Genomic DNA, 12988 nt, shown 5'->3' on the forward strand with positions numbered 1-12988 from the left:
CATCTCTGCTCGTCCCACGTCCAGTCGTCTCCGCCACCCTAGCGCACGCTGTACGCCATTGCGTACGGTGTTAACTCATGCGTACAGTGTTCGCATCAACGGAATGCCGTACGCGACAGACAGGGGACCGCCATGCCGGAGAACGTGAGTTGGGGCGCGCTGGGCGGCTGGGAAGCCAAGGGCGAATGGGGGACCAGGGACTCGACGGGGAGGAAACTGGACCTCGTCCAATGGCAGAACCGCCTCGACGTACTGCGCGCCAAGCACCACGTTCCGGCCGCCTCACTCGCGGTCCTCGTGAACGGGACCGTCCACGAGTTGGCCAGTGGCACGCTCCACCGCGGCACGGGTGTGACGGCAACGACCGACTCGGTCTACCAGACGGGCTCGATCGCCAAGGTCTACACCGCCACCCTGATCATGCGGCTCGTCGAATCGGGCCGACTGGACCTGGACGCGCCGGTCACCGACGTGCTGCCGGAGTTCTCGGTCGCCGACCCCGAGGCGACCAGGGCGATCACCACACGCCAACTGCTCAGCCACACAAGCGGCCTCACCTGCGACTTCACCTACGACAGCGGGCGCGGCGACGACTGCCTCGCCAAGTACGTCGAGGCTGCCAAGGATGTGGCACTCGACTGCCCGCCCGGCACCGCGATCTCCTACAGCAGCGTCGGATACAACGTGCTCGGCCGGATCGTCGAGGTGGTGACCGGCCAGGTCTGGGACGAAGCCCTCAAAGACCTGCTCCTCACCCCGCTCGGCCTCACCCACACGATGACGCTTCCCGAGGAGGCGCTGCGGTTCCGTGCGGCGATGGGACACCTGGGCGAGGCGGGCCAGGACCCGGAACCGGCACCATCCTGGGACCTGATGCCGCGCTCGGCGGGCCCCTACGGCAGGATCATCGCCACGGCCGGCGACGTGGCGCGGCTCGCGCAGCTGCACCTCAACGGCGGCGTGGCGCCGGACGGCACGCGCGTGCTCTCCGAGGAGACGGTCGCGCTGATGCGGCAGCGGGTGGTCGACTCCCCCGACAAGTGGACCGTCAGCGCGGACGGCTGGGGACTGGGCTGGACCCTGTACGACTGGAACGGCGTCCAGGGATACGGGCATGACGGCGCCTCGATCGGGCAGTACGGCTACCTGCGCGTGGTGCCCTCGGCGGGCGTCGCGGTCGCGCTGCTCACCAACGGCGGCGGCGCGCGCGAACTGTACGCGGCGCTCTACCGGGAACTCCTCGCCGAGTTGGCCGGGGTGACGATGCAGGAGCCCTTCGCTCCGCCGGCCCAGCCGCCCGTGGTCGACTTCGCGCCATTCGTCGGCTCGTACCGGCGCGAGGGCGTGCTCATCACCGTGACCGAGCGGGACGGTGCGGGCCACATGGTCTACGAGTTCGTCGACGGCATGAAGGGCTTCTCCGAGCCCATGGACATAGACCTGCTACCCGTGACGGAGACGGTCTTCGCGGGCACCGGGGTGGGCGCGGCGTTCAGCGAGGGCTACATGCCCGTGGTCTTCTCCACCCTGGAGGACGGCACGCCCTGCGTCTACATCGGCATGCGCTGTGGCCCCAAGGTCGCCTGAGCCACTCCCGCACGGTGCTCTCCAGTCCGGCGCGGCAACGGGCCCCCTGTCAGCGGTAACACCGCAGGCAGGGGGCCCGGCAGAGGGAAGGGAAGGTTACTTCTTCTTGCCCTGGTTCCTGACCGCCTCGATCGCTGCCGCGGCCGCGTCCGCGTCGAGGTACTTGCCGCCCGGGGTGACCGGCTTGAAGTCGGTGTCCAGGTCGTAGGCCAGGGGGATGCCCGTGGGGATGTTCAGGCCGGCGATGTCGGCGTCGGAGATGCCGTCCAGGTGCTTGACCAGGGCGCGGAGGCTGTTGCCGTGGGCCGCGACCAGGACCGTGCGGCCGGTCAGGAGGTCGGGGACGATGGCGTCGAACCAGTAGGGGAGCATCCGGACGACGACGTCCTTGAGGCACTCCGTGCGCGGGCGCAGCTCCGGCGGGAGGGTCGCGTAGCGCGGGTCGTCGAACTGGGAGAACTCCGAGTCGTCGGACAGCGGGGGCGGCGGGGTGTCGTAGGAGCGGCGCCAGAGCATGAACTGCTCCTCGCCGAACTCGGCCAGCGTCGCCGCCTTGTCCTTGCCCTGGAGGGCGCCGTAGTGGCGCTCGTTCAGGCGCCAGCTGCGGTGGACCGGGATCCACTGGCGGTCGGCGGCCTCCAGGGCGAGCTGCGCCGTGCGGATCGCGCGCTTCTGGAGGGACGTGTGGACCACGTCGGGGAGGAGGTCGGCGTCCTTCAGGAGCTCGCCACCGCGGACTGCCTCCTTCTCGCCCTTCTCGTTGAGGTTGACGTCCACCCAGCCGGTGAACAGGTTCTTCGCGTTCCACTCGCTCTCGCCGTGGCGGAGGAGGATCAGCTTGTACGGTGCGTCGGCCATGGTTTCGAGCCTACCTAAGGTGCCATCGGTCGATTGACGGCGTCCGTTAAACCGCTGGTGGTGCGATCGGCCGTGTTTGTAAGGTGTCGGAGTCGAGTTAGCCACTTACCGCGCCGTCGTACGACACCCCGGGGGACCCAGCCATGCCGTCAGCCGTCCTGAGACGTGCCGTCCGTGAATCCGTCTCCGGGCTCCCCCGCGAGTTCTGGTGGCTGTGGACCAGCACCCTCGTCAACCGGCTCGGCGCCTTCGTGGCCACGTTCATGGCGCTGTACCTGACCCTGGACCGCGGGTACTCGGCGTCGTACGCCGGTCTCGTCGCCTCCCTGCACGGGCTCGGCGGGGTCGTCTCCTCGCTGGCCGGCGGCGTGCTGGCCGACCGGCTGGGCAGGCGGCCCACGCTGCTGATCGCGCAGACCGCGACCGCCGGTTCCGTCGCACTGCTCGGCTTCATGACCGACCCGGTCGCCATCGCCGCCGTCGCCTTCCTCGTCGGTATGGCCTCCAACGCCTCCCGGCCGGCCGTGCAGGCGATGATGGCCGACATCGTCCGGCCCGAGGACCGGGTGCGGGCCTTCTCCCTCAACTACTGGGCGATCAACCTCGGCTTCGCCGTCTCCTCCGCCGGCGCCGGGTTCATCGCCGAGTTCAGCTATCTCGCCGGGTTCCTGATCGAGGCCGGGATGACCCTGGCCTGCGCGTTCGTCGTCTTCCTCCGGGTGCCCGAGTCGCGGCCCGCCGCCTCCGCGAAGACGGACGGCGGCGCCGTCAGCCTCGGTACCGTGCTGCGCGACGGGCGGTACATGTCCGTCGTAGGACTGTCCTTCCTCGTCGCCCTGATCTTCCAGCAGGGCGCGGTCGCTCTGCCCGTGGCCATGGGGCGGGCCGGGTTCTCGGCCGCCGACTACGGCCTCGCCATCGCCGTCAACGGCGTCCTGATCGTCGCCCTCCAGATCCCCGTCACCCGGTTCATCGAGCACCGCGACCCGCGCAGCCTGCTGATCGTCTCCTCGCTCCTGGCCGGGTACGGCTTCGGGCTCACCGCGTTCGCCGGGTCGGTCGGGGTGTTCATGGTGACGGTGTGCGTGTGGACGCTCGCCGAGATCGTCAACGCCCCGACGCAGACCGGGCTCGTCGTCCAGCTCTCCCCCGTCCACGGGCGCGGTCGCTACCAGGGCGTGTACACGCTGTCCTGGTCCGTCGCCGCCCTCGTCGCCCCGCTGATGTCCGGCGCGGTCATCGACCGGTTCGGCGCGCGGTGGCTGTGGGCCATGTGCGCGGGGATCGGGACCGTGGCCGGGCTCGGCTACGGGGTGCTCATGCGGCGTCTGCCGGCAGGGACGGGGAGTGCCGGGCAGCAGAAGGCGGCCGTCACACCGGTCGCGGTGGAGGGAAGCGCGGACGCCGGGGCGCCCGCCTAGCCGGGCCGAGGTTCTTCGTCAGGGGTGCATGCGCGCCCCCTTGAGTACCTTGTCCACCCCGCTCCGCGGCCCGTACACCGCGAGGCCCGCCAGGTCCAGGTCCGCCGTCGGGACCGCGCGGACCGCCGCGCGGTTGTCGCGGTCGTTGCCGGTCGTGAAGAGGTCGGCCGTGAAGACCGCGCGGGGCAGGGCCCGGGACAGCGCCCGCGCGTGGGCGGCCTTCAGGGTCTCCTTGGTGCCCTCGAAGACCAGGACCGGCTGCCGGAACATCGGCAGATAGGCGACCCCGTCGGCGTCCTCGTACGGCTCCCCGACCACCTCGGGGACGGCCGGGCCCAGGCCGCTGACCAGGAACGCGGTGACGTTCAGGCGCTGCCAGGGCGCCAGGTCCGCGCGCAGCAGGACGGCGATCTTCGTGTCGAAGCGGACGGGGTCGCCGCGCTCCGTGCTCTCAGTGCTCATGGGGTGAGACTGCCGACCGGACGGCCGTGCGGTCTTGTACGTTTCTTGCATGGCCGCCCGGCAGGAAGTCTCCGCGTGGCGTCCCCGGGTCCCGGGCGTCACCGAGGTCTTCCACGCCCGCTTCACCGAGTACGCGTACCCGATGCACGTCCACGACGCCTGGACGCTGCTGATCGTGGACGACGGCGCCGTACGGTACGACCTGGAGCGGCACGAGCACGGCACCCCCGGCGACACCGTCTCGCTGCTGCCGCCGCACGTCCCGCACAACGGCTCCCCCGCCACCCCGGACGGCTTCCGCAAGCGCGTCGTCTACCTGGACAGCAGCCGGCTGGGCGAGGAGCTGATCGGGGCCGCCGTGGACGGGCCCGACCTGCGCGATCCGGAGCTGCGCCGCAGTGTGGGCCGGCTGCACGCCGCGCTCGCCCGGCCCGGGGACGAGCTGGAGGCGGAGAGCAGGCTGACCCTCGTCGGCGAGCGGCTGCGGGCGCATCTGCGGCGGCGCGCGGCCGAGCGGCCGGGAGCACCGCGCGATCCGGCGCTGGCCGGGCGGCTGCGGGAACTGCTGGACGCACGGGTGGTGGAGGGCGTCTCGCTGGAGGAGGCCGCCCGGCTGCTGCACGCCCATCCGGCGCACCTCGTACGGGCGTTCAGCGGGGCGTACGGCATCGCCCCGCACCGGTACCTGATGTCGCGCCGGGTCGGCCGGGCCCGCCGGCTGCTGCTCGACGGGCTGCCGCCGGGCGAGGTGGCGCAGGCGGCCGGGTTCTACGACCAGGCGCACCTCACCCGGCACTTCAAACGGCTGGTCGGGGTGACGCCGGGGCGTTACCGCGGCGCGCGCTGAGCAGCGTCGTACAGGCGGGGCGGGCGGGGCGGGAAGAGCCGCGCGGGAGGCCCGAGGAAGTCGCGCGGGAGTCTCGCTGAGTCGTGCGGAAGTCCTCCGTCCGCCGGCCGGCGCGGGCTAGCGTCCCCGGCATGGACGACATAGAGAACACACAGGATGAGCAGGCATCCCGCGGTCCCTCCGTCGCCAAGGGCCGTGCCCTGCCGCTCGGGCGTCTCACCAGCACCGTCGCGGGGGCGGTGGCCCTGGTGGCGCTGAGCGTCGGCGTGGCCCTGGCGGCGACCTCCGGCGACGACTCCGGTCCCCGGCACGGCGTCACGAGCACCGCCCCGCCGGACGGGGACTCGGCCGGCTCCTCCGACAGCGGGGGAACCGTGGGGGTCAACGGCTCCGACGGCGGAGGCACGGACGGCGGCTCCGGCGACGGGGGCACCGCCGTCGACGGGGGCACCACTGTCGACGGGGGCACCACTGTCGGTGGCGGCTGGAGCGGCGGCGGCACCGTCGGCGGTGATTCCGGCGACGGCGACACCAGCGGTGGTGCGACCCCGTCCCCTACCCCGACCCCGACGTCCACCCCCGCCGGCGACCTGGCCGAGATCAACCGGCGCATCACCGAGCTGGACAAGAAGGTCGACCGGCTGCCGACGAAGAAGGAACTCGCCGACGCCCTGCGGGCCTTCGCCGACGAACTCGACCGGAGCGGTACGACGCCGGCGCCCGACCCCTCCTGACGAGGCCGAGGCCGCCCGGGGTCAGTCGGCCGAGCGCCGGGTCAGGTGCGCGAACGCGTCCAGGTTCCGCGTCGACTCGCCCCGGGCCACCCGCCACTCGTACTCCTTGCGGATCGAGGTGGCGAAGCCCAGCTCCAGCAGGGTGTTGAAGGCGCCGTCGGCCGCTTCCAGGACCTGGCCGAGGATGCGGTCGACCTCCTCCGGGGTGACGGCGGCGAGCGGGAGGCGGGCGCTGACGTAGACGTCGCCGAGCCGGTCGACGGCGTAACTCACGCCGTAGAGCTTGAGGTTGCGCTCCAGGAGCCAGCGGTGGACGCCGGACTCGTTCTCGTCGGGGTGGCGGATCACGAAGGCGTTGAGCGAGAGGGAGTGGCGGCCGACGAGGAAGGCGACCGTGGTGGACAGCTTGCGCGTGCCCGGCAGCTTGACCACGTAGTGGCCGGGTTCGGGGCTCTCCCACTCCAGCTCGGCGTCCTGGAAGACGGCCTCCAGGACCTCCGGGGCCTGCCCGGTCTTCTCGACTTCAGCCATGCGGCGAGCGTACGCGACGGCGGTGGGACTGGGCCGCGGCCGTGTAGACGTCGGCGGTGGCGGCGGCCGAGGCGTCCCAGCCGAAGCACCGGGCGTGCCGGGCGGCGGCCTCCCCCATGCGCGCGGCCAGGGACGGCTCGTCGGCGAAGCGTTCCAGCACGCGCGCGTAGTCGGCGGGCCGGTGGCCGTCCACCAGGAAGCCGGTCTCACCGTGCCGCACGGCCACCGGCAGACCGCCGACCGAGGCCGCGAGCACCGGGGTGCCGGCTGCCTGCGCCTCGATGGCGACCAGCCCGAAGGACTCGCTGTAGGAGGGCATGACGAGGACGGACGCGGCCCGGAACCAGTCCGCGAGCTGCTCCTGGCCGACCGGCGGCCGGAACCGCACGACGTCCGCGATGCCGAGCCGGGCGGCGAGCTTCTGCAGCCCCTCCGGCTTGGCGAGGCCGCTGCCGCTGGGGCCGCCGACCACCGGCACGAGGACACGGGAGCGCAGCTCGGGCCGCTCGTCCAGCAGGGCGGCCACCGCGCGCAGCAGGATGTCCGGTGCCTTCAGGGGCTGTATGCGGCCCGCGAAGACCGGGATCAGGGCGTCCTGGGGCAGGCCGAGGCGGGCGCGGGCGGCGGCACGGCCGTCGGCGGGGCGGAACCGGTCCAGGTTCACGCCGGGGTGGACGACGGCGACCTTGCCGGGCTCGGCCGCGTAGTACCGGCACAGCTCGCCGGCCTCCTCGGCGGTGTTGGCGATGAGCCGGTCGGCGGCGGCGACGATCTGGGTCTCGCCGATGACCCGGGCGGCGGGCTCGGGGGTGTCGCCGTCGGCCAGGCTGGCGTTCTTGACCTTGGCCATGGTGTGCATGGCGTGCACCAGCGGGACGCCCCAGCGCTGGGCGGCGAGCCAGCCGACGTGCCCGGAGAGCCAGTAGTGGGAGTGGACCAGGTCGTAGTAGCCGGGGCGGTGGCCGGCCCAGGCCTGCATCACGCCGTGCGTGAAGGCGCAGAGCTGGGCGGGCAGCTCCTCCTTGGCCAGGCCCTCGTAGGGGCCCGCGTCCACGTGCCGGACCAGGACGCCGGGTGCCAGCTCGACGGTGGGCGGCAGGCCCCCGGAGGTGGCCCGGGTGAAGATCTCGACCTCGATGTTGATCGCCGCGAGGCGCTGGGCCAGCTCCACGATGTAGACGTTCATGCCGCCCGCGTCGCCGGTGCCGGGCTGGTGCAGCGGTGAGGTGTGGACGGAGAGCATGGCGACCCGGCGGGGCCTGCGGTGCAGCCGGAGCCGGGCGGGGGCCGACGGGGAGCGCCGCCCGAGCCTGCTGACGTACTGGCTCACGTGGCGTTCCTCCTCGCTGCGGGCATGCCTGCCGGAGGGCCGGCTCACCCCTCCGAGGGGGGACAACAGCGACGGGGCGGGTCGCCATTCCCTCCGGGGGTCTTTTGCTCAATCATTACCGGGACTCGCTCAACCCTGCGCAGCGGATCCGCCGCCGCAGGAGGTGCCGGGAAGGGGCGGCGCCGGGCACCGCGAAGAGGCGGCTCCGCGCACCGCATACCGCCGCATACCCTCGTACCCATGGCAGCCCGCGCGACGACCCGCCCCGTGGGAACGGTGACGCGCGGGACGACCAACCCCAACCGGCTGCGCCGGATGGACCGCTGGATCGCGGCCGTGCACGGCGCCGAGCTGCGGCGCGCCGCCGACCCGCTGGCGATCGACCTGGGCTACGGCGCCGCCCCCTGGACCGCCGTCGAGCTGCTCGGCCGGCTGCGTACCGTCGCCCCGCGCGCGCGGGTGGTCGGCGTGGAGATCGAACCGGAGCGGGTGGCGGCGGCCCGGCCGTACGAGCGGGACGGGCTGGTCTTCCGGCACGGCGGCTTCGAGATCCCGGTGCCGGGGCGCCCGCTGCTGGTGCGGGCGGCGAACGTGCTGCGCCAGTACGACGAGACCGAGGTCGCCGCCGTCTGGGAGCGGCTGTGCGCGCGGCTGGCCCCGGCGGACGGCGTCTCGCGCGGGGGGCTGCTGGTCGAGGGGACGTGCGACGAGATCGGGCGCCGGCACGTGTGGGTGGCGCTCGGTCCGGAGGGCCCGCGCACGGTCACCTTCGCGACCCGGCTGGGCTCCCTGGAGCGCCCCTCGGACCTCGCCGAGCGGCTGCCGAAGGCGCTGATCCACCGCAACGTCCCCGGCGAGCCCGTGCACGCCTTCCTGGCGGACTTCGACCGCGCCTGGGCCGCCGCCGCGCCCTACGCCTCCTACGGCGCCCGGCAGCGCTGGATCCGGGCGGTGCGGGACCTGGGCGCCGACTGGCCGGTGACGGACTCTCCGGCGCGCTGGCGGCAGGGCGAAGTGACGGTGGCGTGGGAGGCGTTGGCGCCCCGCGCCTGATGTCACCCGTTCGGGGAAGCGGCGGCGGAACGATCTCGCCGCGTCGTTCGTCACATCGACGAGGAGATCGTCATGGAGGGGGGTCGGCGGGGGGAATCGGGCTTACGGCGGCGGCTGCGACGGCGGCTGTCCGTACGACGGTGACCGCGGCTGTGGCTGCGGCTGCGGCTGCGGCTGCGGCTGCGGCTGCGGCTGCGGCTGCGGTGTCCATCGGCGCCTGCCGCCCTCTGTCACTTTGGGCGCGGCCGTGGCACGATCCCTCAGACGACCATAAGTTACTGACGGTAAATCAGTTGGGGGGACAGGTATGGGTACGGGCAAGCGAGGTCTGCTCACCGCCGCCCTGACCGTAGTCTGCGCGGCGACGGTGCTCGCCGTACCCGGTACGGCGTTCGCGTCCCCGGAACCCAGACCGACGGCGACCGGCTCCCCTTCCCCCTCACCCTCCCCCACCCCGACTCCGGTGACGAACAAGGAGCTTGAGCAGGTCCGCAAGCAGCTGGACACGCTCTACCACCAGGCGGCCGTCGCCACCGACGCCTACAACGCGGCCGAGGAGAAGGCGAAGGCGCAGTCCGCCCGGATCGACGCGCTGGACAAGAAGATCACCGAGGGGCGGGAGCGGCTGAGGCGGCTCAAGAACCAGGCGGGTGCCGACGCCCGGTCCCAGTACCGCACCGGCGGGCTGCCGCCCACCGCGCAGTTCCTGCTCAGCGACGACCCCGGACAGTTCCTGGACGGCGCCGGCCTGGTCCTCCAGGGCCAGCGCGCCACGAAGAAGCTGCTCGGCGAAGTGTCCCGCACCCAGGACGAGTTGCGGGAGTACGCCGACGACGCGGCCGAGCAGTGGAAGAAGCTGGAGGCGGGCCGCAAGGCCAAGGCCGCCGCCAAGAAGAAGATCGAGGAGCGGATCGACGCCGCCGAGAAGCTGGAATCGCGGCTGGAGAAGAAGGAGAAGGAGCGGCTCGCCAAGCTGGAGGAGGCCGCCGCCCGCAAGGCGCAGACCGCCTGGCTGGACACCGGCGTCCTGAAGGACGTCAAGGGCGAGGCGTCGGCCGAGGGCAAGAAGGCCGTGGCGTACGCCACCGCCCAGCTCGGCAAGCCGTACGTATGGGGTGCCGATGGCCCCGACTCCTTCGACTGCTCGGGGCTCACCTCCCAGGCCTGGGCGGCGGCCGGCCATCCGGTGCCGCGCACCTCCCAGGAGCAGTGGAAGCAGCTCAAGCACGTCGACATGGCCGACATGCGCCCCGGTGACCTGGTCATCTACTTCGACGACGCCAGCCACGTCGCGCTGTACATAGGCGACGGCACGATCATCCACGCCCCGCGTCCCGGCCGTACGGTGACGGTCGCGGGCGCCGGTTCCATGCCGATCCTGGGCGTCGTACGACCGGACGCGTGAGGCGCCCGGAGTGCTGGTGGAGGGGGGGCCGGGCGGGCCGGTGGAGGGGGTCCGGGCGGGCCGGTTCAGAGTGCCCGGACGAGCCGGTGCAGGGTGCCCGGGGGCCGGGCCGCCGCCCGGTGACGCGGGTCATGTGACCCACCGCACGCCAACTCGGCCCTGACGTGAGCTTCGTCATCCCCGACCGGCCGTCGGCCTGTCCAACTGCGGTATAGAACGCGGCATATGACAGCGGCCTGCGCGGGAGCGACGCGGCTCACACCATTCCATCGGGGCGGGCAATGCCGCTAGGGTCACCCGTCGGTGGGTCGAGACCCTCGACGCCGCCGTGCCCTCGGGGGGAGGGAAGGAACCCAGACGATGCCCGTACCCGTACCGCGGCAGAGAGCGATCCCGGCCGTGGAGAGTGGTCAGGCGCAGGCCGCCCCGCTGACCGGCGGCCCCCTCAAGGAAGAGGCCCACCGCGACACCACGTCCGCCGGCGCCACTCTCACCCTGCTGCTGATCGAGGACGATCCGGCGGGCTCGCCGGTCGTGCCCGAGATGTTCGACGCGGCCGGCAAGCCGATCCGGGTGCGCACCGCCCGCAACCTCACCGAGGCCGGGCGGCTGCTCACCGACGACGTCCACTGCATCCTGCTGGACCTGGCGCTGCCCGCCCCGGGCCGCGGCGACACCGACGACGAGCTGGCCGTGCTGCGGCACGTCCTCCAGCTCGCGCCCCGGCACGCCGTGCTCGCGCTGACCGCCTCCGCCGACGCCGAGCGCGGCGCCGAGGCCGTACGCGTGGGCGCCCAGGACTACCTCTTCCGGGACGAGCTGGACGGCCGGCTGCTCAGCCGCGCCATCCGGTACGCGGTGGAGCGCAAGCGCTCCGAGGGCGCCGAGCGGCGGCTCGCCGAAGGCCGGCTGCGCGCGCAGGAGAACCGCCGCCTGGAGCGCGGGCTGCTGCCCACGCCCCTGCTGGAGGGCTCCGCGCTACGGTTCGCCGCCCGCTACCGCCCCGGCCGCTCCCGGGCACTGCTCGGCGGTGACTTCTACGACGCCGTACGCACCCCCGACGGCACCGTGCACGCCATGATCGGCGACGTCTGCGGCCACGGCCCGGACGAGGCCGCGCTCGGCGTGGAGCTGCGCATCGCCTGGCGGGCGCTGACCCTGGCCGGGCTGTGCGGGGACGAGCTGCTGAACACGCTCCAGCAGGTCCTGGAGCACGAGCGCGCCGACGAGGAGATCTTCGCGACGCTGTGCACGGTCGACATAGCCCCCGACGGCCGCCGGGCGGGCCTGTGCCTGGCCGGTCACCCGGCCCCGCTGGTCGCCCGGCCGGGCCGGCCCGCGGGCCTGCTGCCGTACGACAACAACGGCCCCGCCCTCGGCCTGCTGCCCGGCGCCCGCTGGCCGCGGATGCAGGTGGAGCTGGGCCGTGAGTGGAGCCTGATGCTCTACACCGACGGGCTGATCGAGGGCCGGGTCGGCGCGGACGGGGATCGGCTGGGGCAGGACGGCATGGTGGAGATGATTCGCCGCCAGCTCGCCGAGGGCCTGCGCGGCGAGGAGCTGCTGCGCGCCGCCGTGCACGAGGTCCGGGACCTCAACGGCGGCGAGCTGACGGACGACGTGGCGGTGGTCCTGCTGGACCGCACGCCGTAGACCCTGCCTGGGGGGGTGGGGGCCGAGGGAGCTAGCGGCCGCCGTTGTAGGGGCCGTAGGGGCCGTCGCTGCTGCTGCCCCGGCCGCGGTTCCAGCCGTTGCCGCCGGAGACCTGGCGCAGGGCGGGGCGGACGTCGACGATGTAGACGATGCTCGCGACCGCGCCGGCGACGGGCAGGATGGAGAGGATCGAGAACAGGTAGCTGACCACGAGCGCGATGGCGAGGATGATCAGCCAGAAGACCTTGTTCTGCTTGTCGGCCGCCCGGAAGGCGTCCTCGCGCCGGAAGGCCGCGTCGAACAGCCCGAACGCGGCGAGGGCCATGAGGACGATCTTCAAGATGCCCATGAACCCCGCGAAGCCCAACATCAGCATGCTGCCACCGCCCGTGTCTCCCGATCCCTACGCGCCCACCGTACCCATAGAACGGACCGGACACCCCGGAGGTGCCCGGTCCGTATCCGCCTGGTCGGCCGTGCTCACTTCGCCGGCGGGGTGGTCTTCCTCGCCGTGGTGGTGGTCTTGCGCGGGGTCGGGGACTTCTTGGCGGCCGGCTCCGGCCTGACCGCGACGGGCTCGGCCGTGGGCTCCGGCTTGGCGGCGGCCGGCTCGGCCTTGCCCTCGACGGCGATGGCCAGGTCCTCGATCTCCTCGGCGGCCTCGCCGCGCCAGGTCTTCACGGCCTGCTCGCCCTGCTCGGCGACCTTCTCGTAGGCCTCGCGGGCCTTGACGGCGTACTCGGCGGCGACGCCGACACCGCGCAGGGCGAGGTCCTGGGCGTTCTCGCCGAGCTTCTTCAGGTCGAGGTCGAGGCTCCCGATGAACTCGTTGACCTTGGTCTGAAGGGTCTCCTGCGCCTCCTTGGCCCGGCCCGCGGCCCGCTCCTGCACGGCCTTCGGGTCGGTGTTGCGCACGGCCTCGATCCGGGCGGGGGCCTCGGCACGCAGCTGCTCGACCAGGCCGGGCACCTTGCGGGCCTGCTGGATCGCGAAGTCGGCGGTGCCGGCGGCGAAGTAGAGCGGCTTGGGGTCGCTGAGGGTCTTGCGCAGGTCGTCGGTGATGGCCATGGTGAGAGTCCTCCCGGATTCACGATTCGCGTTCGGTCT

Annotated in this window: 13 protein-coding genes; 7 read left to right on the forward strand and 6 right to left on the reverse strand. The window is 72.9% G+C overall.

Features of this window, described 5'->3' with window-relative positions:
- Positions 1-132: 132 nt before the first annotated feature.
- Positions 133-1587: a serine hydrolase domain-containing protein gene (locus NX794_RS04565; protein ID WP_258776836.1), complete on the forward strand. Its 1455-nt coding sequence runs from the start codon at positions 133-135 to the stop codon at positions 1585-1587.
- 96 nt (positions 1588-1683) lie between these two features.
- On the opposite strand, the gene NX794_RS04570 is transcribed toward NX794_RS04565, so the two are convergent.
- Positions 1684-2445: a phosphoglyceromutase gene (locus NX794_RS04570; RefSeq protein WP_258776837.1), complete on the reverse strand. Its 762-nt coding sequence runs from the start codon at positions 2443-2445 to the stop codon at positions 1684-1686.
- Positions 2446-2588: 143 nt separating this feature from the next.
- Here NX794_RS04570 and NX794_RS04575 point away from each other — a divergent pair, with 143 nt between their 5' ends.
- A complete protein-coding gene (locus tag NX794_RS04575) occupies positions 2589-3866 on the forward strand; it encodes an MDR family MFS transporter (RefSeq protein ID WP_258776838.1) in 1278 nt (425 codons plus the stop codon).
- 18 nt (positions 3867-3884) lie between these two features.
- Here the strand turns inward: NX794_RS04575 and NX794_RS04580 are convergent, their stop codons facing one another.
- Positions 3885-4328: a DUF2000 domain-containing protein gene (locus NX794_RS04580; protein ID WP_258776839.1), complete on the reverse strand. Its 444-nt coding sequence runs from the start codon at positions 4326-4328 to the stop codon at positions 3885-3887.
- Between the two features lie 49 nt (positions 4329-4377).
- Here NX794_RS04580 and NX794_RS04585 point away from each other — a divergent pair, with 49 nt between their 5' ends.
- Positions 4378-5175, forward strand: coding sequence for a helix-turn-helix transcriptional regulator (locus NX794_RS04585; protein WP_258776840.1), 798 nt, complete (start codon positions 4378-4380; stop codon positions 5173-5175).
- A gap of 131 nt (positions 5176-5306) precedes the next feature.
- A complete protein-coding gene (locus tag NX794_RS04590; protein ID WP_258776841.1) occupies positions 5307-5909 on the forward strand; it encodes a hypothetical protein in 603 nt (200 codons plus the stop codon).
- 21 nt (positions 5910-5930) lie between these two features.
- Here NX794_RS04590 and NX794_RS04595 read toward each other — a convergent pair whose 3' ends face one another.
- Both NX794_RS04595 and mshA read right to left on the reverse strand, forming a co-directional pair.
- On the reverse strand, positions 5931-6440 hold the full coding sequence (locus NX794_RS04595; protein WP_258776842.1) for a type III secretion system chaperone family protein: 510 nt from the start codon (positions 6438-6440) through the stop codon (positions 5931-5933).
- Entirely contained in the window at positions 6433-7770 is a 1338-nt protein-coding gene (gene mshA / locus NX794_RS04600) for a D-inositol-3-phosphate glycosyltransferase (protein ID WP_258776843.1), read from the reverse strand. The genes NX794_RS04595 and mshA overlap by 8 nt, the downstream gene beginning before the upstream one ends.
- 240 nt (positions 7771-8010) lie before the next feature.
- Here mshA and NX794_RS04605 point away from each other — a divergent pair, with 240 nt between their 5' ends.
- The 3 genes from NX794_RS04605 to NX794_RS04615 all read left to right on the forward strand — a co-directional run bounded on the left by NX794_RS04605 (position 8011) and on the right by NX794_RS04615 (position 11881).
- The gene (locus NX794_RS04605; RefSeq protein WP_258776844.1) at positions 8011-8823 is read left to right on the forward strand and encodes a class I SAM-dependent methyltransferase; all 813 of its coding nucleotides are present in this window, start codon (positions 8011-8013) and stop codon (positions 8821-8823) included.
- 307 nt (positions 8824-9130) lie between these two features.
- Positions 9131-10228: a C40 family peptidase gene (locus tag NX794_RS04610; protein ID WP_258776845.1), complete on the forward strand. Its 1098-nt coding sequence runs from the start codon at positions 9131-9133 to the stop codon at positions 10226-10228.
- A 360-nt stretch (positions 10229-10588) separates the two neighbouring features.
- Positions 10589-11881, forward strand: coding sequence for a PP2C family protein-serine/threonine phosphatase (locus NX794_RS04615; protein WP_258776846.1), 1293 nt, complete (start codon positions 10589-10591; stop codon positions 11879-11881).
- 31 nt (positions 11882-11912) lie between these two features.
- Here NX794_RS04615 and NX794_RS04620 read toward each other — a convergent pair whose 3' ends face one another.
- Entirely contained in the window at positions 11913-12257 is a 345-nt protein-coding gene (locus tag NX794_RS04620; protein WP_258776847.1) for a DUF2516 family protein, read from the reverse strand.
- 104 nt (positions 12258-12361) lie between these two features.
- Positions 12362-12949: a hypothetical protein gene (locus NX794_RS04625; RefSeq protein WP_258776848.1), complete on the reverse strand. Its 588-nt coding sequence runs from the start codon at positions 12947-12949 to the stop codon at positions 12362-12364.
- Positions 12950-12988 lie beyond the last annotated feature (39 nt).

Origin of the sequence: Streptomyces pyxinicus (genome assembly GCF_024753135.1) — a bacterium.
In the GTDB taxonomy this organism is placed as follows: domain Bacteria; phylum Actinomycetota; class Actinomycetes; order Streptomycetales; family Streptomycetaceae; genus Streptomyces; species Streptomyces pyxinicus.